Here is a 24,552-nt window from a genome sequence, read left to right as displayed (position 1 = left end):
CCGGGACAAGCCCGGCCTCTTTAATCCGCGTTAAAACGCCAATCAGAACAGCAGACGCGCGCGAATGGTGCCTGGGATGGCCTTCATTCGCTGCAGCGCCGCGTCGGCGCGTTCGGTTTCCGCTTCAATATCAATGACCACATAACCAATTTCCGGACCGGTCTGCAGATACTGAGCGGCAATGTTGACGCCCTCTTCGGCAAAGATCTGGTTAATCTGGGTCAGCACGCCGGGGCGGTTTTCATGGATATGCAGCAGGCGGCTGGCGTTCGGGCTGTGCGCCGGCAGCGACACTTCCGGGAAGTTAACCGCCGACAGCGTGGAGCCGTTATCGGAATACTTCGCCAGTTTACCGGCCACTTCATCGCCGATGTTTTCCTGCGCTTCCTGGGTAGAACCGCCGATATGCGGCGTCAGGATCACATTGTCAAACTCGCACAGCGGCGAATTGAACGGATCGCTGTTGGTGGCCGGCTCTTCCGGGAACACGTCAATCGCCGCGCCCGCCAGGTGTTTGCTGGACAGAGCCTCGCACAGCGCGGGGATATCCACCACGGTGCCACGGGAGGCGTTGATCAGGATCGAGCCAGGCTTCATCAGCGCCATCTCGTCCTTGCCCATCATGTTTTTGGTCGATGGCGTTTCCGGCACGTGCAGGGTCACCACGTCGCTCATATTCAGCAGATCGGACAGATGACGCACCTGCTGCGCGTTGCCCAGCGGCAGTTTGTTCTCAATGTCGTAGAAGAACACTTTCATCCCCAGCCCTTCGGCCAGGATGCCCAGCTGAGTGCCGATATGGCCGTAGCCGATGATGCCCAGCTTCTTGCCGCGCGCCTCGTACGAGCCCATGGCCAGCTTGTTCCACACGCCGCGGTGCGCCTTGGCGTTGGCCGACGGGATGCCGCGCAGCATCAGCAGCAGCTCGCCCAGCACCATTTCGGCAACGGATCGGGTATTGGAGAAAGGTGCGTTGAACACCGGGATGCCGCGTTTGGTCGCCGCTTTCAAATCCACCTGGTTGGTGCCGATACAGAAGCAGCCTACCGCCACCAGCTTCTCGGCCGCGGCGAAGATATCTTCGCTCAGATGCGTGCGCGATCGGATGCCGATGAAATGAGCATCGCGGATCGATGCCTTGAGTGACTCGGTGTCTAACGCACCTTTGTGATATTCAATGTTGGTATAACCGGCAGCGCGCAGATTATCCACCGTGCTTTGATGAACCCCTTCCACTAACAGGAATTTAATCCTGTCTTTCTCCAATGATACTTTTGCCATTTACCCGACCCTATGTTCAGACTTCAGAAGCGGCTGTCCCCTCTTCCGCTCGCGGGCGCCCCGCAGGGTTTCCACCTTGCCGGCAGCCGGATGACGGGAAGAGATAAAACAGCTCGACCACCAACATAACAAAAATAACGCGGGCGGCAATACAAACGATTGCCCACCCTTCAGTACAAGGGGCAGTTCAGAGGGGCAATTCTGGTTGAAAATGCCATGTAGGAAGAATTTGGCAGAAGCTTAACCGAAGTTATGACGAGAATGTGACATATGTCACCAAATTTGGCGGATTAAAGAAAAGATGTTTTCTGCTGAAAATTATGCCGGCAACGGGCTGCGCCGGGCGGCGCAGCCTGCATACACAGCCGGTGGTTATTCGACCACTTTGACGCCGTCCGCCGTGCCGACCAACGCCACATCGGCGCCACGGTTGGCGAACAGCCCGACGGTCACCACGCCGGCGATGCCGTTAATTTTGTTCTCCAGCGCCACCGCGTCGGTGATGCTCAGGTTGTGCACATCGAGAATCACATTGCCGTTATCGGTGACCACATTCTGACGATACTCCGGCAGACCGCCCAGCTTCACCAGTTCGCGCGCTACGTAGGAGCGCGCCATCGGGATCACTTCCACCGGCAGCGGGAACTTGCCCAGCACGTCCACCTGTTTGGAGGCATCCACGATGCAGATAAACTTGCGGGCGATGGCGGCGATGATTTTTTCACGCGTCAGCGCTGCGCCGCCGCCCTTGATCATCTGCATATGGCCGTTGATTTCGTCCGCGCCGTCGACGTAAATATCCAGCGAGTCCACTTCGTTGCTGTCGAATACGTGGATGCCGAGGCTTTTCAGCTTGGCGGTGGAGGCGTCGGAGCTGGACACCGCGCCTTCAATTTGATCCTTGATTGACCCCAGCGCATCAATAAAGTGGGCGGCGGTCGACCCGGTGCCCACGCCGACGATGGTGCCCGGCTTCACGTATTCCAGCGCCGCCCAGCCTACCGCTTTTTTCAGTTCATCCTGCGTCATGCTATTTTCCATTGCCTATATACGAAAACGTATGCGTATTATAGGGTAAATCGCCCCGCTGAATGCAGGTATGGATCGCAAATTGTGGCCCGTGCGCGCCAAGCGTCACGCCTGTGCTGTGATGCAAGCGGCGCTATTTAAGGTATAGTGCCAGAAACCATTAACGTTAAGGGATATCTCTCCGATGAAACGCCCAGACTACAGAACGCTACAAGCGCTGGACGCGGTGATCCGTGAACGCGGCTTTGAACGCGCGGCACAAAAACTCTGCATCACCCAATCGGCTGTATCTCAACGCATCAAACAGCTGGAAAATCTGTTTGGCCAGCCGCTGCTGGTCCGTACCGTACCGCCGCGCCCCACCGAACAGGGGCAAAAGCTGCTGGCGCTGCTGCACCAGGTGGAGCTGCTGGAGGAAGAGTGGCTGGGCAACGATACCGGTGTCGATACGCCGCTGCTGCTGTCGCTGGCGGTCAACGCCGACAGTCTGGCAACCTGGCTGCTGCCGGCGTTAAAACCGGTGCTGGCCGACTCGCCGATTCGTCTGAACCTGCAGGTGGAAGATGAAACCCGCACCCAGGAGCGCCTGCGACGCGGCGAGGTGGTCGGCGCGGTCAGTATTCAGCCGCAGCCGCTGCCCAGTTGCCTGGTCGATCAGCTCGGTGCGCTGGACTACCTGTTCGTCGCCTCGCCGGGCTTTGCCGAACGTTATTTCCCGAACGGCGTCACCCGCTCGGCGCTACTGAAAGCGCCGGCGGTCGCCTTCGACCATCTGGACGACATGCATCAGGCCTTCCTGCAGCAAAACTTCGATCTTTCGCCGGGCAGCGTACCCTGCCATATCGTCAACTCGTCGGAGGCTTTCGTGCAGCTGGCGCGCCAGGGCACCACCTGCTGTATGATCCCGCACCTGCAGATCGAGAAAGAGCTGGCGTCCGGCGAACTTGTCGATTTAACCCCGGGATTGCTCCAGCGCCGGATGCTGTTCTGGCACCGCTTCGCGCCGGAAAGCCGCATGATGCGTAAAGTGACCGACGCCCTGCTGGATCACGGCCGTCAGGTTCTGCGCCAGGATTAAAAAAGGCGCCGTGACCGGCGCCTCAGACTACTGATAACGTGTGCTATTAGGGACAGCGTGGCGATGGGGTCGTAGCGGCGTTAGCCGCCGGACAAATTTGCCGGGAGCAAATTTGAACAACCGTCAGGTTGGCCCGTAGGGTGGGACGCAGGGATGCGTCCCATAATGCCCCTCGTTACGCCAGGCCCGGAAATCTCAGACTATCAGACAACGTTGTCATCAACCTCAGGCGCCCTGCTGTACTATCTGCGGCTTACTGCGCGCCGCCGCGCTGCAGTTCAAACACCACGTCAACCTGATCGTCAAAGTGAATGCTTTGCTGCTCGTAAGTCTGCGCGGCGCTGGTTTCCGGCGCGGCGCTGGCAGCCTTATACATACGGGCAACCGGCATCGGCTGATAGTTGGCAACGTGGTAGCGGATGCTGTACACCGGCCCCAGCTTGGCTTTAAAGCCCTGGGCCAGCGACGCCGCCTGCTGCGTAGCATTCTCAATCGCCTGCTGACGGGCCTTCTGCCGGTACTCGTCCGGATTCGCCACGCCCAGCTCCACCGCGCGGATCTCATTCAGGCCGGACTTCAGCGCGCCGTCCAACAGCTCATTCAGTTTATCCAGCTTGCGCAGCGTCACCTGCACCTGACGCACGGCACGATAGCCTTTCAGCACTGACTCGCCGCTCTTCAGGTAATCGTATTCCGGCTGCGTACGCAGGTTGGCGGCGCTGATATCTTTTTTCTCAATGCCGTTTTTCTGCAGGAAGTCGAAATACTGCGCAACGCGTTCATCAACCTGTTTTTTTGCCTGCGACGCATCCTTGGAGGATACGCTGACTTCAATCGCCAACGTTGCGATATCCGGGGTGGCGTCGACGCTGGCCGTCCCGGAGGTCACCACGTGCGGCCCTTCAGGCACTTCCGCCGCCTGCAGCGCCATCGGTAACGTTCCTAATCCAACCATTGCGGCCATAGCCAATGCTTTTAGCTTCACAGTGTCTCCTTAAATGACAGGCTGTTCTGATTCCTGCTTATTCATGCCGATATTTCACCGCGGCCGACAGTCAATTTACCATCATTTACGCAGTCATCACCCGGAATGAATAATCAGTTCCTTGCCATCAACCCTAGCATATCGTCCGGTTTTTTTAATTCAGATTAGTGCCAAATTATGATCCTGCCCCCAGCGGCGGCTTTATTGCATGCCGTGCCAGGCCAGCTGCGCGGCGATGGCCCACATCACCAGCCCCACCAGAATATTGATGATTCTCTGCGCCAGCGGCGTCTTCAGATACGGCGACAGCCAGGCGGCCAGCAGCGCCAGCGCGAAAAACCAGACGGCAGAGGCGCTGACCGCACCGAAAGCGAACCAGGAGCGCACCTCCGGCGCGAACTGGCTGCCCAGACTGCCCAGCACCACAAAGGTATCCAGATAGACGTGCGGATTCAGCCAGGTGACCGCCAGCATGCTCACCACAATACGCCAGCGGCTCTGCGCCAGTTCGGCCACGCTGGCCAGAGCGATATGGCGGCTAAAGGCGGTGCGAAATGCCCCCCAGCCGTACCATAGCAAAAAGGCGACGCCGCCCCAGGTAACCAGCATCAGCAGCAGCGACGAGCGGTGCAGCAGCGCGCTGCCGCCGAAAATGCCGGCGCAGATCAGGGCAATATCGCTGAGCGCGCACAGCGATGCCACCAGCAGATGATACTGCCGGCGGATCCCCTGATTCATCACAAACACATTTTGCGGCCCCAGCGGCAAAATCATCGCGGCGCTAAGCGCAAACCCCTGTAGAAAAACGGCAAGCATGGCAAGTCCTCATCAGATACGTCGATTAACCGAGCGCATCATACGAGGAAGCTATTATTAGGTGAAATTGATAATTCTAATTCGCCATTAAGGATATTAATGACTCGGGCAGGAGGGGAAAAAAGGGGCCTTGCGGCCCCTCAGAGTACTGACAAAGTCAGTGATTAGGGAGAGCGTGACGATGAGGTCGTAGCGGCATCAGCCGCCGCAGCGCCCGGCCCGTGGATCTCGAGCCATCCGACAACCTTGTCATCAACCTCAAGCCCCCTTGCGGCATTATTCCGCTTTAGCGGAAGTGCCGTCGGTACGATACAGATGAACGTCCATCTGCGGGAACGGAATGCCGATATTGTTGGCATCCAGCGCACGCTTGAAGTTTTCCATCAGATCGAAGTAAACATCCCAATACTGCGCATTGGTGGTCCATGAACGGGTGACGAAGTTCAGGGAAGACGGCGCCATTTCGTTCAGACGTACGGTCACACCCTTATCGTGCATGATGCGCTTGTCAGCGGCGATCACATCGTTCAGCACCTTTTTCACCGTGTCGATATCGGCGTTATAGGCGACGCCCACCACGATATCCACGCGGCGGTTCGGCTCGCGGGAGTAGTTGGTGATGTTGCCGGCGATGATTTTGCCGTTCGGCACCACGATGGTTTTATTGTCCGGGGTACGCAGCGTGGTGGAGAAAATCTGCACCTGATCGACGGTGCCGGCAATGCCGCCGAGGTCGACGTATTCACCGGCACGCAGCGGACGGAACGCTACCAGCAGCACGCCGGCGGCAAAGTTGGACAGCGAGCCCTGCAGCGCCAGGCCAACCGCCAGACCGGCGGCACCCAGTACGGCAATCACCGAGGTGGTCTGCACGCCGACGCGTCCCAGCACCGCAATAAAGGTGAAGGCCAGAATGGAGTAACGCGCCATCGCCGACAGGAAATCAGAAACCGTGGCGTCAATACCACGCATTTTCATCACCCGGTTCAGCGCATTGCTGACCACGCGGGCAATGATCATACCTACGATCAGAATCGCGATAGCCGCGACGATATTCACCGCATACTGAATCAGCAGATCCTGATTTTTTACCAGCCAGCTGCTGGCATTATTAATACCGTTTACTACGTTGAGATCTTCCATTCTAACGTCCTAATTAAAAAAGCTCCCAGCGGGAGAAATCGCAAAAATACATCGCATTGACCGATGCGGAAACCACCGGGTAAGGGTAACCAACAATGGTGCGCGTTGCCAACTCTGCCAGCAAAAGTTGGGCAAAAATATCGGATACGCCCCAAAAATAAAGGCTCCCGCAGAGGGAGCCTTTCAGCATCAGACACGGGCGCGCTCATGGCGCACCGGCCGGGGATTACAGAACGTCTATCGCGTTCAGATCCTTGAAGGCCTGTTCCAGACGCGTCACCATGCTTGACTGCGCAGCGCGCAGCCAGACACGTGGGTCGTAGTATTTCTTGTTCGGCTGATCGGCGCCTTTCGGGTTACCCAGCTGGCTTTGCAGATAACCTTCATTTTCTTTGTAGTACTGCAGGATGCCGTCCCAGGTCGCCCATTGGGTATCGGTATCGATGTTCATTTTGATCACGCCGTAGCTGACGGATTCTTTGATCTCTGCGTCGCTGGAGCCGGAGCCGCCGTGGAACACGAAGTTCAGGCTGTTGTGCGGCAGGTTGAACTTCTCGGAAACGAATTTCTGAGAATCACGCAGGATGGTCGGGGTCAGCTTGACGTTGCCCGGCTTGTACACGCCGTGCACGTTGCCGAACGAGGCAGCAATGGTGAAGCGCGGGCTGATGGCGTTCAGTTTTTCGTACGCGTAAGCCACGTCTTCCGGCTGGGTGTACAGCGCAGAGGCGTCCATATGGCTGTTGTCCACGCCGTCTTCTTCACCGCCGGTGCAGCCCAGTTCGATTTCCAGCGTCATGCCGATTTTAGCCATGCGCGCCAGGTATTTGGAGCAGATCTCGATGTTTTCTTCCAGCGACTCTTCAGACAGGTCGATCATATGGGAAGAGAACAGCGGCTTGCCGGTAGCGGCAAAGTGTTTTTCACCGGCGTCCAGCAGGCCATCAATCCATGGCAGCAGTTTTTTCGCGCAGTGGTCGGTATGCAGGATAACCGGCACGCCGTAATGTTCAGCCATCTGATGCACATGGTAAGCACCAGAGATAGCGCCCAGAATCGCTGCGCCCTGAGGAACGTCAGTCTTCAGACCCTTGCCGGCGATGAACGCGGCGCCGCCGTTGGAGAATTGCACGATTACCGGCGCACGTACTTTAGCCGCGGCTTCCAGTACTGCGTTGATGGAATCGGAGCCGACGCAGTTTACCGCCGGCAGCGCAAAGTTGTTCTCTTTAGCGACTGCAAAGACTTTCTGAACGTCATCGCCAGTGATGACACCCGGTTTTACGAAATCAAAAATTTTAGACATGTTACTTTGTCCCGTTTCGTCTGCCGTTGTACCCTCTTTCCCCCGTTCGTACGCCAGGCGTCCGGCCAAGGGTCATCGGGTAGATGGATGTAAATCGTTTCTACCCCGCGCCGCAACCGGCGCGGAATAAAACAAACGGGCGGCTTGCGCCCCCCGTTGTCAGAATTACTGCTTAGCTCGCTCTTCCAGCATCACTACCGCCGGCAGCTGTTTCCCTTCAACAAATTCCAGGAACGCGCCGCCGCCGGTGGAGATGTAGGAAATTTTGTCGGCGATATCGAACAGGTCAATCGCCGCCAGGGTGTCGCCGCCGCCAGCGATGGAGAAAGCATCGCTGTCTGCAATGGCGCGCGCCACGATTTCGGTCCCCTTACGGAAGTTAGGGAACTCGAATACGCCAACCGGGCCATTCCACAGAATGGTTTTGGCGTTCTTCAGGATAACGGCCAGACGCTCGGCTGAAACGTCGCCCATATCCAGAATTTGCTCGTTGTCTTGAATTTCGTTGGCCTGCTTGACCGTCGCCGTTGCGGTTTCAGAGAATTCGGTCGCCACGCGCACATCGGTCGGCACCGGAATATCGCAGGTTTCCAGCAGTTTCTTGGCGTTGTCGATCAGATCAGGCTCATACAGCGACTGGCCTACGTTGTTGCCCTGCGCCGCCACGAAGGTGTTGGCGATGCCGCCGCCGACGATCAGCTGATCGGCGATTTTAGACAGGGAATCCAGGACGGTCAGTTTGGTGGAAACCTTGGAGCCGCCGACGATGGCGACCATCGGACGGGCCGGGTTGCCCAGCGCTTTACCCAGCGCTTCCAGCTCTGCGGACAGCAGCGGACCGGCACAGGCGACCGGTGCGAATTTGCCAACGCCGTGGGTAGAGGCCTGCGCACGGTGTGCGGTGCCGAAGGCGTCCATCACATACACGTCGCACAGCGCCGCATATTTTTTGGACAGGGTTTCGTCGTCCTTTTTCTCACCTTTGTTAAAGCGCACGTTTTCCAGCACCACCAGCTCGCCTTCGGCAACGTCAACGCCTTCCAGGTAGTCTTTCGCCAGACGCACCGGGTTGCTCAGGTGCTCTTTCAGGTAGTTGACGACAGGCAGCAGAGAGAATTCTTCGTTGTACTCGCCTTCGGTAGGACGGCCCAGGTGGGAGGTTACCATCACGCGCGCGCCCTGTTTCAGCGCAGCTTCGATAGTCGGCAGGGAAGCGCGGATACGCGCATCGGAAGTCACTTTACCGTCTTTCACTGGTACGTTCAGGTCAGAACGGATAAGAACGCGTTTTCCTGCCAGATCCAGATCGGACATCTTAATTACAGACATGGTGAACCCTCTTGGTTGATTCTCTTAAAAGTTGCCTATCCCCGCCTCTTTCAGACCTGTCGCCTGGAATCCTGCGGGTTTAAACGACCGCGCCAAACGGCGCCGCCGTACTAGAAACCGCTTGCGGCCATTGCCCGGGTGGTATCCAACATCCGGTTGGCAAAGCCCCATTCGTTATCGCACCAGACCAGGGTCTTGATCAGGTGCTGTCCGCTGACCCGCGTCTGCGTGCCGTCGACGATGGCGCTGTGCGGGTCATGGTTAAAATCAATCGAGACTAATGGTAGTTCCGTATAGTCAACTATACCACGAAATGATCCCTGTGCGGCCTTTTGCAGCAGCTGGTTGACCTCTGCCACTTTCACCTGCGAACTCACGCTGACGCTAAGATCGATCGCCGTGACATTAATGGTCGGCACACGCACCGAGATCGCTTCAAAACGATCGCAAAACTGCGGAAAAATACGGGTGATGCCGGCGGCCAGTTTGGTATCGACCGGAATGATCGACTGGCTTGCCGCCCGCGTCCGGCGCAGGTCCGTATGATAGGCGTCTATCACCGGCTGATCGTTCATCGACGAGTGAATGGTGGTGACCGTACCCGATTCGATGCTGTAGGCATCGTCCAGCAGCTTGATCACCGGAATAATGCAGTTGGTGGTACAGGAGGCGTTGGAGACGATGCGATGTTCCGCCCGCAGCGTCTGGTGGTTGACGCCGAATACGACGGTAGCGTCCAGATCGTTACCGCCGGGATGGGCAAACAGCACTTTCTTCGCGCCGGCCGCCAGATGGGCTTCGCCATCCTGGCGGCTGCCGTACACGCCGCTGCAGTCCAGCACCACATCCACGCCCAGCTCGCCCCACGGCAACTGCTCCAGCGCCGGCTGATGCAGCAGACGAATCGCGTCGTCGCCCACCGTCAGTACGTCGCACTCCTGACGCACCTCCCAGGCAAAGCGCCCGTGGCTGGAGTCATATTTCAGCAGGTGGGCCATCCCTTCGGCATGCGCCAGTTCGTTGATCGCCACTACGGAAATTTCGGCGCGTCGTCCTGATTCATACAGGGCGCGTAAAACGCTGCGGCCAATGCGGCCAAAGCCGTTTATCGCTATGCGGATGGTCATGCTTGTTCCTGCTAAATGGCCCTCCCTGCCGGATCTATTCACCGGATTACGGGTGGCGCTGACGAGTTATCCTGCTAATCTGTATAGAATACTTTAGCGTACCGTCTGCTGTGAATCGCTGCGTAATATTATTCACCAACCATATATGTAAAAATAACCGCTCACTCTGCCATTTTCAGCGGCCAATCGTGCCAACTGAAACGCTTCAGCCGAGCATAAACCAAAGTTTTTTGAAAAGGAACAGATCCGACACCTTGTCTGTCAACTCGCGGACACTTTGCGGTAATAAAATGATCTGGCGCACACTTTTGCTTACTAGCCACAGCATGTCACCGATCGCTTTTTCATCTGCCTTTTCCCATACGCCCTACATTTACAGGGCATATACAAGGAGCCAATAATGAGTGAAGTTAAGATTGTCGCCACCCTGACCCCGCGGCCGGAATTCGTTGACGCCGTCAGAACCGCAGCCAGAAAGATGGTGCCGCAGACCCACAACGAGGCCGGCTGCCTGCAGTATGACCTGCATGAAACACGCGAAATTCCCGATGTGCGCGATCTGCAGAACCAGGGGAAAGTTTCCTTCGTGTTTATTGAGCGCTGGACGTCAGAACAGACTCTGAAAGAACACGTGGCGATGAGCTATCACGACGATTTCCTGGAAGCGCTGGATGGGAAATTGGAAAGCCTGAACGTGCAAAAACTGACCCAACTGGAACCATCCAAGGCGTAATCAGTCCATAGCCGAATATACGGTTATCTCTACGAAAAAGGCGCCGCAAGGGCGCCTTTATTGATGGCTGCTTTCAGCCGCTTACTTCAGCAATGCCTGCGCCTGCGCCACCACGTTTTCCACGGTGAAGCCGAACTCCTTGAACAGCTGGTCCGCCGGCGCCGACTCACCGAAGGTGGTCATGCCCACCACCGCGCCGTTCAGCCCGGTGTATTTCAGCCAGTAGTCCGCAATGCCCGCTTCAATCGCCACCCGCGCCGTGACCGCCGCCGGCAGCACCGACTCGCGGTAGGCCGCATCCTGCTTGTCGAACGCGTCGGTCGACGGCATCGACACCACGCGCGCCTTGCGGCCCGCCGCCGTCAGCTGACCCGCCGCCTCGACCGCCAGCTCCACTTCCGAGCCGGTGGCAATCAGGATAACGTCCGGCGTGCCGTCGCAGTCCTGCAGCACGTAGGCGCCGCGATACACGTTCGCCAGCTGCTCCGCCGTACGCGGCTGCTGCGCCAGGTTCTGACGCGAGAAAATCAGCGCCGTCGGGCCGTCGTTGCGCTCGATGGCGTACTGCCAGGCAATCGCCGACTCCACCTGGTCGCACGGACGCCAGGTGCTCATGTTCGGCGTTACCCGCAGGCTGGCCAGCTGCTCCACCGGCTGGTGGGTCGGGCCGTCTTCGCCCAGACCGATGGAGTCGTGGGTGTAGACGAACACGTTGCGCAGCTTCATCAGCGCCGCCATGCGCACCGCGTTACGCGCGTATTCCACAAACATCAGGAAGGTCGCCGAGTACGGCAGGAAGCCGCCGTGCAGCGCGATGCCGTTGGTGATAGCGGTCATGCCGAACTCGCGCACGCCGTAGTGGATGTAGTTGCCCGCCGGGTCTTCGTTCAGCGCTTTGGAGCCGGACCACATGGTCAGGTTGCTCGGCGCCAGGTCGGCGGAGCCGCCGAGGAATTCCGGCAGCAGTTTGCCGTAGGCTTCCAGCGCGTTCTGCGACGCCTTGCGGCTGGCGATGTTGGCCGGGTTGGCCTGCAGCTGCTCGACGTAGGCCTTGGCCTGCGCCTGCCAGTCGGCCGGCAGCTCGCCGCTCATGCGGCGGGTGAACTCGGCGGCCAGCTCCGGGAAGGCGGCGGCGTAGGCGGCAAACTTGTCGTTCCAGGCCGCTTCGCGCGCCTGACCGGCTTCCTTGGCGTCCCACTGGGCATAGATGTCCTGCGGGATTTCAAACGGCGGGTAGTGCCAGCCCAGCTGCTCGCGGGTGGCGGCCACTTCGGCGTCGCCCAGCGGCGCGCCGTGGGAGTCGTGGGTGCCGGCCTTGTTCGGCGAGCCGAAGCCGATAACGGTCTTGCACATCAGCAGGGACGGCTTGTCGGTAACCTTGCGGGCTTCCTCAATCGCCGCCTTGATGGCGTCGGCGTCGTGGCCGTCCACGCCGCGCACCACGTGCCAGCCGTAGGCTTCGAAACGCTTGGCGGTGTCGTCGGTGAACCAGCCGTCGACGTGGCCGTCGATGGAGATGCCGTTGTCATCGTAGAAGGCGGTCAGCTTGCCGAGCTTGAGGGTGCCGGCCAGGGAGCAGACTTCGTGTGAGATGCCTTCCATCATGCAGCCGTCGCCCATAAAGGCGTAGGTGTTGTGGTCGACGATGTCATGGCCCGGGCGGTTGAACTGCGCGGCCAGGGTGCGTTCGGCGATGGCGAAACCGACGGCGTTGGCGATGCCCTGCCCGAGCGGGCCGGTGGTGGTCTCGACGCCCGGGGTGTAGCCGTATTCAGGGTGTCCCGGGGTTTTGGAGTGCAGCTGACGGAAGTTTTCCAGCTCGCGCATCGGCAGGTCGTAGCCGGTGAGGTGCAGGAGGCTGTAAATCAACATGGAGCCATGGCCGTTGGAGAGGACGAAGCGGTCACGGTCGGCCCAGTGCGGGTTGGTCGGGTTGTGGCTGAGGTAGTCGCGCCACAGGACTTCGGCGATATCGGCCATGCCCATAGGGGCGCCCGGGTGACCGGATTTTGCTTTTTGTACGGCGTCCATGCTGAGTGCGCGGATGGCGTTGGCAAGCTCTTTACGAGAGGACATGTTTTACTCCAAGTCGGATGAAAAAAGCAGTCAAGTTTGCCATTTTCTCAGACTCGGCATAAGAACGGCAATCCCTAATAGTAAATGAGAGCGAGTTCACAACTTATTAGCACGATTGGCCCTATTTTCGGAATAACACTATTTTGCCGCCGAGTGTCGTACACTAGGCTGTTGCGAGCGAAATTGTTTCTGCTCATTTGTATAAACTCCCTTGTTACTATCATAGGAAGATGGCTTCATGAAAATCCGTACCTCTTTGATTGCATTAGGCATTGCCACCCTGGTCAGCGGCTGTCAAAGCCTTGATCCCAACGCCCTGATGCAGTCCGGCGCGCAGGCGTTCCAGGCGGCGACCCTGAGCAACGACGATGTCAAAGCGTTAAGTGATAAATCCTGCGTCGAGATGGACAGCAAGGCAAAAATCGCGCCGGCCAACAGCAGCTACGTCAAACGCCTGAACAAAATTGCGGCAGCGCTGGGCGATAATATTGACGGCACGCCGGCCAACTACAAGGTATACGTCACCAAAGACGTTAACGCCTGGGCGATGGCCAACGGATGTATCCGCGTCTACAGCGGCCTGATGGACATGATGAACGACAACGAAGTGGAAGGCGTGTTGGGCCATGAAATGGGCCACGTGGCGCTGGGCCATACCCGCAAGGCGATGCAGGTGGCGTACGGCACGGTCGCGCTGCGCACCGCGGCGGCCTCGACCGGCGGCATCATCGGCTCGCTGTCGCAGTCACAGCTGGCGGATATCGGCGAGAAGCTGGTCAGCGCCCAGTTCTCCCAAAAGCAGGAGAGCGAAGCGGACGACTACTCGTTCGATCTGCTGAAGAAACGCGGCATCAACCCGAACGGGCTGGCCACCAGCTTCGAAAAACTGGCCAAGATGGAAGCCGGGCGTCAGAGCAGCATGTTTGACGATCACCCGTCCTCCGAAGCGCGCGCGCAGCACATCCGCGATCGCATCGCCGCCGAAGGCAAGTAACCCGGCCATTGGCGGGGCTCAGTCCCCGCTTATCGCTATCAACAACAGGGACGGCAAGCCGTCCCTGTTGTTGATTCAGTACAGCGTCTTTTGCGGCGGCCCGGCAAAGGTTAACGGCCCGACCTGTTTCATATCCACTTCCACCACCGACGGCCCCGGGTAGTTGATCGCCTCCGCCAGCACGCCGCCGAACTGCGCGGCGCTGTCAATCTTCCAGGCCTTCAGCCCCATCGCCTCCGCCACCTGGGTAAACGCCGGGGTATGCAGCTCGTTGTAGTACTGACGGCCGGCGAAGTACTTATCCTGAATGCCGCGCATCACGCCGTAGCCACCGTCGTTCATGATCAGCAGCGTGATATTGGCCTGCTCCTGCGCCATGGTCGCCAGCTCCCCCAGCCCCAGCGCCAGACCGCCGTCCCCCACCAGCCCGACAACTTTACGCTGCGGGTTGGCAAGCGCGGTGCCAATCGCCATCGGCAGCCCCATGCCGATGGCGCCGGCCAGCGAGTGAATATTGCACAGCGGCGCCACGGCGCGGAACAGACGGCTGCCCCACACGCTGCCGGACACGGTGATATCGCGCACCAGCAGGCCGTCATCCGGCAGGGCGGCGGCAATCGCGTCGCTGAGCTTGGCATATTCGCCGGACTGCTCGCGCAGCGCCTGCTCCGCCTGCTGCACCGCAGCGGCTATCTCGGCGTCCCATCCGGCGTCCACTTTCTCGCCCGGTGCAAAACGCGCCGCCAGCGCCGTCAGCAGCGCGCCGCAGTCGCCGTTTACCTGCTCATCCGCCAGATAGTTGCGGTTGGCCGCCGCCGGGTCGATGTCGATCTGCACCAGCGGGCGCGGCAGCGGCAGCGTCCAGGTGCGGGTTTCGTTGCTGCGCAGGCGCGAACCGGCCACCAGCGTCAGATCGCAGCGATTGAGGATCTGCTCCACGCTCGGCGAATTATGGAAAGCGCGCAGGCTGCGCGGGTGGCTGTCCGGCAGAATACCGCGGCCGTGGGTGCTGGACATCACCGCCACGCCAGCGTCCGCCAGCCGCCGCACCGCCGCCTCACAGCTCAGCGCGCCGCCGCCCAGCCACAGCAGCGGTCGCTTGGCGGCCTTCAGGCGCTGATACAAACGCTCGACCGCCGCCGTATCCGCCGCCGGTAAGGCAGGTGGAGCAATGGCCGGCGTCAGCACCGCGCGGGAGACCAGGCTGCTCTGAATATCAATCGGGATCTCCACCGCCACCGGGCCGCACGGCACGGTTTGCGCCTCCTGAATGGCCCGCTGAATCACCGCCACCGCCTGCTCGGCGCTGTTGACCCGGTAGGCGCGCTTCGAACAGGCGCGCAGAAAGCCCATCTGATCCTTGGTTTCGTGAATAAAGCCGGCGTCGGCATCCAGATACGCCTTTTCCACCTGGCCGGTGATGTGCAGCAGCGGCGTGTTGGCGTTCAGCGCCTCAATCATCGCGCCCACCGCGTTGCCGGCGCCGGCGCCGGTGCTGGTCAGCGCCACGCCCAACCCGGAGAAACGACCGTGGGCGTCGGCCATCGTCACCGCGCCCGCCTCGCCGCGCGCCGGCACAAAGCGGATCGCGCCGCGCTGTCCGACGGCATCGGCGATCGGCAAATTATGAATCGAGATGATGCCGTACATCGCCGACACCGCGTATTGCTCCAGAGTCCGGGCTATCGCCTCACCAACCGTTATTTTATCGCTCATCATCTGCCTTCTTATCATAGTCATGCGTAGGGATACATCGTGCGCCGCGCTCAGTCGCTCCAGCGGTTCACCTGATGGCTCAGCGCCAGATACAGGCTTTTCTGTTGCATATAGGCCTTGATGCCGTGCAACCCTTTTTCCCGTCCCAGGCCGCTCTGTTTCACGCCGCCGAACGGCGTGGAAATCGAGAATGTTTTGTAGGTGTTGACCCAGACGGTGCCGGTCTCCAGCTGCTCGGCCAGCGCCATGGCGCGCGGGAAATCGCGGCTCCAGATGCCGGCGGCCAGGCCGTAGACCGAATCGTTGGCCATGGCGATCAGCTGCTGTTCATCGTCAAACGGCATCGCCACCAGCACCGGCCCGAAGATCTCCTCCTGGCAGACCCGTGCGTCATTATTCAAACCGTCAATGATGGTCGGCAGGTAATAGCTGCCGTCCGCCAGCTGCGGATCCGCCGGCGCTTCGCCGCCGATCAGTACCCGACCGCCCTCCTGCCGCGCCAGCGCAACGTATTCCGCCACGCTCTGGCGGTGTTTGTCATTAATCAGCGGCCCTAAATGCACGCCCGGCTGCAGCGGGTTGCCAAGACGCAGCCCGCCCGCCAGTTCGCACAGCCGCGCCAGCAGCGGCTGATACAGTGAACGGTGCACAAATAGCCGCGAACCGGCGATGCACGCCTGGCCGGCCGAGCTGAAAATGCCGTAGCAAATACCGCGCGCCGCCTGTTCCAGATCGGCGTCTTCCAGCACGATGGTCGGCGACTTGCCTCCCAATTCCAGCGAAGTGGGGATCAGTTTTTCGGCGGCGATATGCGCCAGGTGACGGCCGGTGCCGGTGCCGCCGGTAAAGGAAATCTTTTTCACCAGCGGGTGACGCACCAGCGCCTCGCCAATCACCGAACCTTTGCCCGGCAGCACGCTGAGCAAGCCGGCGGGCAGACCCGCCTGCTCAAACAGTTCCGCCAGTTTCAGCGCCATCAGCGGCGTGGCTTCCGCCGGCTTCAGGATCACCGCGTTGCCGGCCGCCAGCGCCGGCGCCACTTTCTGCATTTCGCTGGCGATCGGTGAGTTCCACGGCGTAATGGCGGCGATCACCCCCAGCGGCTGATACTGGCTCAGCGTCATCACCTCGCGGTTGCGCTGGGTGGGCAACTCCCCTTCCAGCACTTCGCAGGCGGCGGCGAAATAGCGCGCGGTGGCCGCCGCGCTGGCCACCAGGCCGCGGGTTTCCGCCAGCGGTTTGCCGTTGTCGCGCGTTTGCAGCTGTGCCAGCGTCTCCAGCCGTTCGCTAATCAGATCGCTGACGCGGTATAAAATCGCCGCGCGCTGATGCGGCACCAGGCCGCGCCACTGTGGGTCACGCCAGGCGCGCTCCGCCGCTTCAACCGCTTCGTTGACGTCATTCACGTCGGCGGCGCGCAGCTCCGCATTAAGCGAACCGTCGGCCGGGAAGGTGGAGCGCATCGGCTCACCGCGCCCTTCGCACCAGCGCCCGGCCAGAAAAATCTTTTGTATCGCCATACTGTTATTCCCCTTTATGCCGTCAGTTGGCCGTCAAGCAGACGACGGCAGGCCTGTACCGCGCTCAGCGCCGCCAGCGTCGATGTCTTCGGGTTGCTGGCCAGCGGATTGCCGCTTAACTCAATCTGAAATTCGCCAAACGCGCCCTGCGCCTGCAGCCGGTGCGTATTGCGCCGCGTATGCGGATCCACCTGCAGGCGCACCCGCGTCTGGTCCATACCCAGCCCGTGCAGCGCAATGGTAGCCGCCACGTTGGCGTTGGCCGGGAACTGCCGTGCTGCTTCACGCGCGCTGCCCTCGAAAAACACCTGCGCCTCGCTGACCGCATCGAGGTCGATCAGGCTTTCCGCCGGGCTGCCGCGCCAGCTGGCCGGGCTTTTGCTGGCCTGATAGGTGACGCTGGTCAGTCCGCCTTCGCGCGCCGACGCCAGCCCGTCCATGCCCGCCACCGCGCCGGACAGCACCCAAACCCGCCCGTGATGCTCGCGGCTGGCCTGCTGGATGCGCTGCTGCAGCCCGGCGTCCGCCAGCGCGCCGGTGGAAACCACCGCCAGCGTCCAGCCGCGCCGCACTACCGCTTCGCCAAACTCGGCGACCGCCTGCTGACTGGCGCACTCCAGCACCAGATCGGGACAGCCGTCGCACTGGCGCGGATCGCTCAGCGCCTGCACCCGGCCGTCAAAGGCGGCGGCAATCGCCGCATGATGCGGCTCGCGCGCCACGATCCAGCCGGGTTCCACGCCTTCCGGCAGGCGGGACAACACTTCCTTCGCCATCGCGCCGTAGCCAATCATCATGATTTTCTTCATTACTCTGCTCCTACAGATGGCGGTTGAAGCCGCCGGAGACGTCCAGCGCCGCGCCGGTGGTAAACGACGCCATCGGCGACGCCAAAAACAGCAGCGCACGCGCCGGTTCCTGCGGTTTGCCCAGCCGTTTCATCGGAATGCCGCGCCGTTCGGCAATCGCCGCCGTCCAGGATTCCCAGCTCTGCTCGCGGTCGCTGCGCTCTTCAAAGCGGCGGCGCCACTGGCCCGATTCCACCATCCCCAGCAGAATGGAGTTCACGCGGATGCCCTTTGTCACCAGCTCTTTCGACAGCGTCAGCGTCATATTGAGCAGCGCGGCGCGCGCCGCCGAGGTGGCGATCATGTGTTCTTCCGGCTGCAGCGCCAGCAACGAGTTGACGCAGGTGATCGAGGCGATATCCGAGCGCTCCAACGCCGGCAAAAATGCCTGCAGCGGGTTAATCACGCCGAACAGCTTCAGCTCGGCCTCGTGCAGCCAGGCCGCGCGCGGCGTCTGGTCAAAGTGGGAGACGAAGCCCTGCCCAGCGTTATTAATCAGCATATCCACGCCGCCGAAGCGCGCCTCGACCTGCCCGGCAAACTGCGCCACCTGCTCCGGCACCAGCACGTCACAGCGCTGCGCCAAAATCTGCGCCTGCGGAAACTCGGCCTGCAGTTGCGCCAGCGCACCGTCAAGTTTGTCCTGACTGCGGCCGCAGAACGCCACCCTGGCCCCCTCCGCCAGCAGCAGGCGCAGAGTCTCAAAACCGATGCCCGATGAGCCGCCGGTAACCACCGCGACCCGGTTTTCAATCTGGAAATTCATGGTTGAATCGCTCCCGTAAAGTCCCGCACGTAGCGGTTAAAGCACGCCGGCGCGTCCAGATAGCTGGCGTGCCCGGCGGCGGCGATCAGACGCAGCGGCGCACCCTGCCGCGCCGCCAGCGCCTCTGCCGCCGCCGGCGGCGTAATGGCGTCCTGCTCGCCGCACCACACCTGCAGCGGGCCGCTATAGCGCGCCAGATAGGTGTTGATATCGTCGTTGGCCAGCATCCAGGCGGCGCTGAGGAAACCGTCCGGCTGCAGTTGCTGCATACCGCGGCGCACCCAGGCGATATCCTGCGGATCGGCATCGGCACGCAGCAGCGCCGCGGCGCGCTGTTCGCCGTAGCCCTGCGGCCCCAGCGTGTCCATCATCTGCCGGCGCTGCGCGAACACCTGCCGGCGTTTCTCCGCATCGGCCGACGCATAGCCCTGCGCCGGGTCGGCCAGCGCCAGGCCGCAGAGGCCGTCAGGATGGGCGGCGCCATAGGCGCAGCCCATCAGCGCGCCCAGCGAATGCCCCACCAACAGCGGCTGGCGCAGTGCCAGGTGGCTGACCAGCGCCGCTAATGCGTTGGCATAATCGGCGGCCTGCGGCTCGGCGTTCGCCAGCGCGGCGCTGTCGCCGTAACCCGGCGCGTCCCAGGCGATCAGCCGGTGGCCGTCCAGCAGGGCCGCATCGGCAAACTGCTTCAGCCATGAGGCGGAACCGGAGCTGATGCCGTGCAGCAACAGCACCGGCCGTCCCTGACCGGCCTCGCGCCAGCTCAGCCGGTAGTCGCCGCACTGCGCCTGTTGACGTTCCGGCAGCGCGTTCATCCGTTGCGCTTCACTTTCGACAGCGGATGGTCCGCCGGATAGGTCGGGATCTCCGGCTTGGCGGTGCCGAGCATCACGCACATCAGCGCCTCTTCCTCGCCGTGGTTGAACAGTCCGCGGTAAATCCCCGCCGGCACCGAGATCAGATCGCGCTCTTTCAGCACGGTTTCGTAATACTCCTCGCCGTCTTGAATCATCAGCGTGATGGTGCCCTTCAGCATAAAGAACACCTCTTCCACATCGTCATGCAGGTGCAGCGGCCCTTCGCACTTCGACGGCAGCACCATGGTGGAGAAGGTGAAATTGCCGGCCGGCACGGTATTGGTATCGCTCGCCACGCCGGTGGCGCCGGTGCCGATGTAGCGCATCTGCGCGCGGCGGTATTTCGGGTCGAAATCCGCCTGGAACTTCAGCGCGTTCCAGTCATATTTGCGGCCTTCAAAGCGGGCGATGCGTGATTCCACCCAGTCCGCCATGGCGATATCCTGCGGCTTGATGCCGGCTTTGTTGTCAACCTGAGACATGGTTCTCACTCCTCAATTGATTTGGCAAACTCAATACTTCTTCAGCAGCGGCAGCAAAATGATGCAGCCGACAAAGGCGGTCACCACCAAAAACAGCAGACCGCTATCCATATTGCCGCTGGCGGCGATCAGCGCCCCCATCAGCACCGGCGCCAGCGCGCCGGCAAAATTCCCCATCCCGTTGAAAATCCCGCCGGCGGTAGCGCTGACCTTGCTGCTGGTGGCTTTCGCCAGCAGGGCGAAGATGTTGGGCGCCCCGGCGCCCCACATAAAGGTGCTGAGCGCCATGGCGGCAATCACGCTGTAGGTGCCCGACAGCTGCAGCACCGCCGCCAGCCCCACGCCGGCGCCCGCCAGCGACAGGAAACAGGCCAGCGCGCGGCGGTCGAGTTTGTCCGACAGCCAGGCGCCCAGCACCTCTCCCAGCAGCATGGCGATAAACGGCAGCGAGGAGAGGTAGCCGGCATGCTCCAGATGGATGTCTTTACCCTTAATCAGATAGCTCGGCAGCCAGCCGTTCATGCCCCACAGGTAGGTCAGAAACGCGATATTAAACAGGCAGATCATCCAGAAATGCGGGCTGCGCAGCAGCTCGTGCCGGTGCTGCTTACGCTCGGCCGGCGTGCTCTGTTGGTTCTGCGCCACCCGCTGCACCTTCAGATGGCGCAGGCCGAACAGCACCAGCAGCATCACCGGCAGCGTCAGCAACGCCATAAAGAAGAAGGTCGCCTGCCAGTGAAAGGTGTTGAGGATAAACAGCGTCACCGGAAAGCCCAGCGCCGCGCCGAGCGGCGTGCCCAGCAGCCACAGCATGGTGGCCCGCGCCTGCAGGCGCTGCGGGAACGCCTGGCGGATAATGGCGTAGGCCATCGGCAATAGCGGCCCTTCCGCAATGCCGAGCAGAATGCGCAGCGTCATCATGGTGTGATAGGAGCGGGTAAAGCCCATCATCACCATCAGCAGCGCCCAGACCACCATCATGCCGATCAGCACCCGCACCGGGTTCAGCCGGTCGCCAATGCCGCTCAGCAGCATCGAGGAGAAGCCGTAAGAAAACAGAAAGGCGCTCATCAGCAGCCCGAGACGCGTCGGATCGAAACTGATGCCCAGCGCCTGCTGGAAGTCGGCGTCGGAGAACAGCGCCGCAATGCTTATCTTGTCGAAAAACGCCAGCAGTACGCAGGCAAACAGCGCAATAGGCACCGACCAGCGCACCTGTTGCGGCTGATTTTCGACAACGGCCTCCCCCACCCGGCCGTCGCGGGCGTCAATCTGTTGCAGAGTCATGAAACGCTCCCGTCGCTTGGGCGTTACCCTCTGGCGCTTACAGGCCCGGCCTGCAAGCCGCCGGGATTACTTCAACGCCATCAGAGAAAATTCCGCATCCGCCAGCTGCGCCGGATCCAGTACCCGTCCGCTGGCCAGCCAGCGCTTGCCCAGTTTGATGGCGCGCGCGTCGTTAAACACCACCATCTGCACCAGCTGCCGGTCGGCATTCAGGGTAAAAAACACCTGCGACTGCGGCGTGCGCCGCGTCACCTGATGTACGCCGCCCATCGGCACGCCAAGGATCTGGATATTGACGTCATATTGATCCGACCATAGCCAAGCGACGTCGTCGTAGGCCGGGGCATCGGCGTCAAGCATCGCGCCGGCGGTGCTGATGGCCTGATTCTGCGCGTAGGCCCAGGATTGCAGGCACAGCCCCAGCGTCGGATGACGCGCCACATCGCCGGCGGCGAAAATCGCCGGATGGCTGGTGCGCCCCTGGCCGTCAACCACGATGCCGCCGCCGTCCACCTGCAGCCCGGCGCCGTGCGCCAGCGCCAGGTTCAGTTCCACGCCGATGCCGACCACCACCAGATCGAACGGCTGCGCCTCACTGACCGCGCTGGCGATCCGCGCCTCGCCGCCGCGCTGTTCGAGCTGAATATCGCCACAGTCGCAGTACAGCGTCACGCCCTGCTGCTGATGCAGCGCCAGCAGCGCCTGCGAGACGTCAGCGCCGACGCTGCGCATGCACAGCGCGGGCTGACGCTCAAACACCGTCACCTCGACGCCGAGTTTGCGCGCCGAGGCGGCAATTTCCAGCCCGATCCAGCCGCCGCCGACGATCGCCAGACGGCGACTGCGCAGCAGCCCCTGCCGCAGGCGTGCGGCGTCGTCCCAGGAGCGCAGGGTCATCACCTGCGGGCAGTCGGCCCAGCGGGCGTCCGGCAGGCGCGGCCGACCGCCGGTCGCCAGCAGCAGCTGTGTAAAACGCAGCTGACGTCCGTCGCTGAGCTGCAGCGTCTGGTCGTCGGTATTAATGCCTTCGGCGCGCAGCGGGCGATACCAGTCGATATTCAGCGCCGCCACCGTCTCGGCGCTGAACAGGCGGCTGAGCGGCGCTTCGTCGTCCAGCAGCGCCGCCTTGGACAGCGGCGGACGCTCATAAAAGTCGTAGGGTTCATCGCTCACCACTGACAGCGTGCCGCTATAGCCGCGGTCGCGCAGCGTTTTCGCCGCCCAGCCGCCGGCCTGACCGCCGCCGACGATGACGATGCCTGCGGAAATCGGCTGACTCATAGCGCCTCCGCCGGTTTATGTTGGCGGCGGGTATCGTGATCGATGCCGCCCTCCACCGCCCATTCGGTGAATGACACCAGCGAATGCTCCAGCTCGCGCGGCTGCCAGTTCTCCGTCAGGAAATCGTCGTTGGTGTAGTACTCAAACGCGCCGCCGGTCGGGCTGTTGACGTACCAGAAGTAGGCCGAAGAGATCGGGTGACGTCCGGGGCCGATAAAGGTGCTCCACTGCTCTTTATTCATCGCCAGACCGCCGCCGATCACTTCATGAATATCGCGTACGGTAAACGCCACGTGGTTCAGCCCGCGCGCACGGTTCGGCAGTTTCAGCAGAAACAGGTTGTGGTGGCCGCCGCGCGCCTGAGTGCGCAGGAAGACCGCGCGGTCGATATAGCGATCGGACACCTGAAAACCCAGCGCCTCGCGGTAAAAGCGCTCGGTGGCCGCCAGATCGTCGACAAAGAACACCACGTGGCCGATATTGATCGGCTGCGCCTGCTCATAGACCGGGCTGGGTTGGTCGATACGACGCACGTCGCCCCACTGATTAATCGGCGTCACCGGCAGCGACACCTCGCGCTGACGACTGACGACAAAACGCAGCGTCATGCCGTTGGGATCGCGGCACTCCAGCATCTCGCCCTGGCGTTGAAAACCCGGCGCCTGCGCCAGCCGTGCTTCCAGCTCCGCCAGCTCCGCCGGGCCGGCGACTCCCCAGGTCATGCGGCGCAGCGTTGAACCGCTTTCGAAAGCCGGCGGCAGGTCGTCGTCGTCCAGCGGACGCAGCTGCACGCCGGCGCCGCTCAGGGTGGTAAATGCCGACGGCTGGCCCGCCGTCGCCTGCAGGCCGAAGTCCCGCATAAATTTTTCGCACTTTGGCAGATCTTCTACGCCAAATTCCAGCTGTTCGATGCCAATTACGCTCATTGTTTGTGCCTCACGTTCTCTGAAACGCCTGTTTCAGGCATGATCGTTCCCCGGCGCCTGCTTTTCAGGCGCCTCACGCGGTAGCTAAACCTTGTCGTTGGGAAAACCCGTGGGCGGGCATCGCTCCCCGCCCCACATGAAATAGTATTAGCCGACGTCGGCCCGCGGCGGGGCGCCAAGGAAGTCGGAAATCTTCCCGGCGGCGTCGCGCACCTCCATCCGCAGCCGCTCGCGATCCTCGGCCGGGATCTGATCGAACGGCACCATAATGCTGACCACCGCCTCCACCTGCAGATCGCGGTTAAAGATCGGGTAGACGATCGAGGAGATGCCGTGGCGGAAAAACGACTCGCCGATCACATAGCCGCGCGCCTTATCCTGCTGCACCATCTGCCACAGCGTTTCACGGTCGGCCGGCGTACCCGGCCCGCTGCCCGGCAGGCTCTGCTGCGGATAGAGACGTTCAAACTCCTCGCGCGTGGTGCGGGTCAGCAGCATGCGTCCCAGCGAGGTCTGATGCACCGGCAGACGCGTGCCGACGCTGACCTGATTGATCTGCGATCCGGCGGCGCTGACGCGGGCAATGTAGATCACGTCGCGTCCGTCGCGGATCGCCAGATGACTGCTGCACTGGCTGCGATCGCGCAGCTGCTCAATCACCGGCTGCCCGACCTGCGCCACGTCCAGCGAGGCGATATACTCAAACCCCAGCCGCAGCACCTTGATGCCCAGCGAGAAGGTGTTGGTGCGCGGGTTGCGCTCCAGAAAGCCCAGATGTTCCAGCGTCTGCACCACCCGGTAGGCGGTCGCCTTCGGCATGGCGACCAGACGGTGCAGCTCCGCAAAGGTCATCTCCTTGTGCTGCTCGCCGAACGCCAACAGCAGCTGCAAACCGCGATCCAGCCCGGGGATCAGATATTTACACGTTTGTTCATCCGCCATGCTCTGTTCCTTCTTCTCGCCGTCCGGCGG

The 24,552-nt window shown here is 61.4% G+C and carries 23 protein-coding genes; 3 read left to right on the top strand and 20 right to left on the bottom strand.

Annotation, left to right across the window (positions count from 1 at the left end):
- Window positions 1–42: 42 nt before the first annotated feature.
- Window positions 43–1,281: a phosphoglycerate dehydrogenase gene (gene serA / locus FO014_RS14900; protein WP_160030091.1), complete on the bottom strand. Its 1,239-nt coding sequence runs from the start codon at window positions 1,279–1,281 to the stop codon at window positions 43–45.
- 372 nt (window positions 1,282–1,653) lie between these two features.
- Window positions 1,654–2,310 (bottom strand): ribose-5-phosphate isomerase RpiA, encoded by a 657-nt coding sequence (gene rpiA / locus FO014_RS14895; protein WP_015673688.1) that lies wholly within the window; start codon window positions 2,308–2,310, stop codon window positions 1,654–1,656.
- A gap of 184 nt (window positions 2,311–2,494) precedes the next feature.
- On the opposite strand from rpiA, the gene FO014_RS14890 reads away from it, so the two are divergent.
- Window positions 2,495–3,388 carry a LysR family transcriptional regulator ArgP gene (locus tag FO014_RS14890; RefSeq protein WP_160030090.1) on the top strand — a complete coding sequence of 298 codons (894 nt, stop codon included), beginning with the start codon at window positions 2,495–2,497 and terminating at the stop codon, window positions 3,386–3,388.
- Between the two features lie 253 nt (window positions 3,389–3,641).
- On the opposite strand, the gene FO014_RS14885 is transcribed toward FO014_RS14890, so the two are convergent.
- From FO014_RS14885 to epd, 7 genes are all read right to left on the bottom strand, one after another.
- Entirely contained in the window at window positions 3,642–4,373 is a 732-nt protein-coding gene (locus tag FO014_RS14885; protein WP_015673690.1) for an oxidative stress defense protein, read from the bottom strand.
- A 201-nt stretch (window positions 4,374–4,574) separates the two neighbouring features.
- Entirely contained in the window at window positions 4,575–5,189 is a 615-nt protein-coding gene (argO, locus tag FO014_RS14880) for an arginine exporter ArgO (protein ID WP_105232415.1), read from the bottom strand.
- A gap of 276 nt (window positions 5,190–5,465) precedes the next feature.
- Window positions 5,466–6,332 (bottom strand): small-conductance mechanosensitive channel MscS, encoded by an 867-nt coding sequence (gene mscS, locus FO014_RS14875; RefSeq protein ID WP_160030089.1) that lies wholly within the window; start codon window positions 6,330–6,332, stop codon window positions 5,466–5,468.
- Between the two features lie 13 nt (window positions 6,333–6,345).
- The gene (locus tag FO014_RS14870) at window positions 6,346–6,522 is read right to left on the bottom strand and encodes a hypothetical protein (RefSeq protein ID WP_158684836.1); all 177 of its coding nucleotides are present in this window, start codon (window positions 6,520–6,522) and stop codon (window positions 6,346–6,348) included.
- 36 nt (window positions 6,523–6,558) lie between these two features.
- Complete coding sequence (gene fbaA / locus FO014_RS14865; RefSeq protein WP_105232417.1) at window positions 6,559–7,638, bottom strand: class II fructose-bisphosphate aldolase; 1,080 nt, start codon at window positions 7,636–7,638, stop codon at window positions 6,559–6,561.
- A gap of 165 nt (window positions 7,639–7,803) precedes the next feature.
- Window positions 7,804–8,967, bottom strand: a complete 1,164-nt coding sequence (gene pgk, locus FO014_RS14860; protein WP_105232418.1) for a phosphoglycerate kinase — start codon at window positions 8,965–8,967, stop codon at window positions 7,804–7,806.
- Between the two features lie 110 nt (window positions 8,968–9,077).
- Entirely contained in the window at window positions 9,078–10,094 is a 1,017-nt protein-coding gene (gene epd, locus FO014_RS14855; RefSeq protein WP_160030088.1) for an erythrose-4-phosphate dehydrogenase, read from the bottom strand.
- Between the two features lie 400 nt (window positions 10,095–10,494).
- Between epd and FO014_RS14850 the strand changes: the two genes are divergently transcribed.
- Window positions 10,495–10,827: a putative quinol monooxygenase gene (locus FO014_RS14850; RefSeq protein ID WP_105232420.1), complete on the top strand. Its 333-nt coding sequence runs from the start codon at window positions 10,495–10,497 to the stop codon at window positions 10,825–10,827.
- Between the two features lie 81 nt (window positions 10,828–10,908).
- Here FO014_RS14850 and tkt read toward each other — a convergent pair whose 3' ends face one another.
- A complete protein-coding gene (gene tkt / locus FO014_RS14845; RefSeq protein ID WP_160030087.1) occupies window positions 10,909–12,903 on the bottom strand; it encodes a transketolase in 1,995 nt (664 codons plus the stop codon).
- 238 nt (window positions 12,904–13,141) lie between these two features.
- Between tkt and loiP the strand changes: the two genes are divergently transcribed.
- Entirely contained in the window at window positions 13,142–13,897 is a 756-nt protein-coding gene (gene loiP, locus FO014_RS14840) for a metalloprotease LoiP (RefSeq protein WP_105232422.1), read from the top strand.
- A 75-nt stretch (window positions 13,898–13,972) separates the two neighbouring features.
- On the opposite strand, the gene FO014_RS14835 is transcribed toward loiP, so the two are convergent.
- The 10 genes from FO014_RS14835 to FO014_RS14790 form a co-directional block, all read right to left on the bottom strand.
- Window positions 13,973–15,613: a thiamine pyrophosphate-binding protein gene (locus FO014_RS14835; RefSeq protein ID WP_160031421.1), complete on the bottom strand. Its 1,641-nt coding sequence runs from the start codon at window positions 15,611–15,613 to the stop codon at window positions 13,973–13,975.
- Window positions 15,614–15,663: 50 nt separating this feature from the next.
- Window positions 15,664–17,133 carry an aldehyde dehydrogenase gene (locus FO014_RS14830; RefSeq protein ID WP_160030086.1) on the bottom strand — a complete coding sequence of 490 codons (1,470 nt, stop codon included), beginning with the start codon at window positions 17,131–17,133 and terminating at the stop codon, window positions 15,664–15,666.
- 14 nt (window positions 17,134–17,147) lie between these two features.
- A complete protein-coding gene (locus tag FO014_RS14825; RefSeq protein WP_160030085.1) occupies window positions 17,148–17,942 on the bottom strand; it encodes an aspartate dehydrogenase in 795 nt (264 codons plus the stop codon).
- 10 nt (window positions 17,943–17,952) lie between these two features.
- Window positions 17,953–18,747: an SDR family oxidoreductase gene (locus FO014_RS14820; RefSeq protein ID WP_105232426.1), complete on the bottom strand. Its 795-nt coding sequence runs from the start codon at window positions 18,745–18,747 to the stop codon at window positions 17,953–17,955.
- Window positions 18,744–19,562, bottom strand: coding sequence for an alpha/beta fold hydrolase (locus tag FO014_RS14815; protein ID WP_160030084.1), 819 nt, complete (start codon window positions 19,560–19,562; stop codon window positions 18,744–18,746). The genes FO014_RS14820 and FO014_RS14815 overlap by 4 nt, the downstream gene beginning before the upstream one ends.
- On the bottom strand, window positions 19,559–20,086 hold the full coding sequence (locus tag FO014_RS14810; protein WP_105232428.1) for a cupin domain-containing protein: 528 nt from the start codon (window positions 20,084–20,086) through the stop codon (window positions 19,559–19,561). Before FO014_RS14810 ends, FO014_RS14815 begins: the two co-directional genes overlap by 4 nt.
- Window positions 20,087–20,116: 30 nt before the next feature.
- The gene (locus FO014_RS14805; protein WP_105232429.1) at window positions 20,117–21,373 is read right to left on the bottom strand and encodes an MFS transporter; all 1,257 of its coding nucleotides are present in this window, start codon (window positions 21,371–21,373) and stop codon (window positions 20,117–20,119) included.
- A gap of 66 nt (window positions 21,374–21,439) precedes the next feature.
- On the bottom strand, window positions 21,440–22,654 hold the full coding sequence (locus tag FO014_RS14800) for an NAD(P)/FAD-dependent oxidoreductase (RefSeq protein ID WP_160030083.1): 1,215 nt from the start codon (window positions 22,652–22,654) through the stop codon (window positions 21,440–21,442).
- Complete coding sequence (locus tag FO014_RS14795) at window positions 22,651–23,580, bottom strand: VOC family protein (protein ID WP_160030082.1); 930 nt, start codon at window positions 23,578–23,580, stop codon at window positions 22,651–22,653. The genes FO014_RS14800 and FO014_RS14795 overlap by 4 nt, the downstream gene beginning before the upstream one ends.
- A gap of 147 nt (window positions 23,581–23,727) precedes the next feature.
- A complete protein-coding gene (locus FO014_RS14790; RefSeq protein WP_105232432.1) occupies window positions 23,728–24,522 on the bottom strand; it encodes an IclR family transcriptional regulator in 795 nt (264 codons plus the stop codon).
- Window positions 24,523–24,552 lie beyond the last annotated feature (30 nt).

The sequence above is a fragment of the Serratia rhizosphaerae genome (assembly GCF_009817885.1).
Classification (GTDB): Bacteria; Pseudomonadota; Gammaproteobacteria; order Enterobacterales; family Enterobacteriaceae; genus Serratia_B; species Serratia_B rhizosphaerae.
Note: the sequence above shows the minus strand (reverse complement) of the source record. Positions and strands in the feature narration are given on the sequence as shown.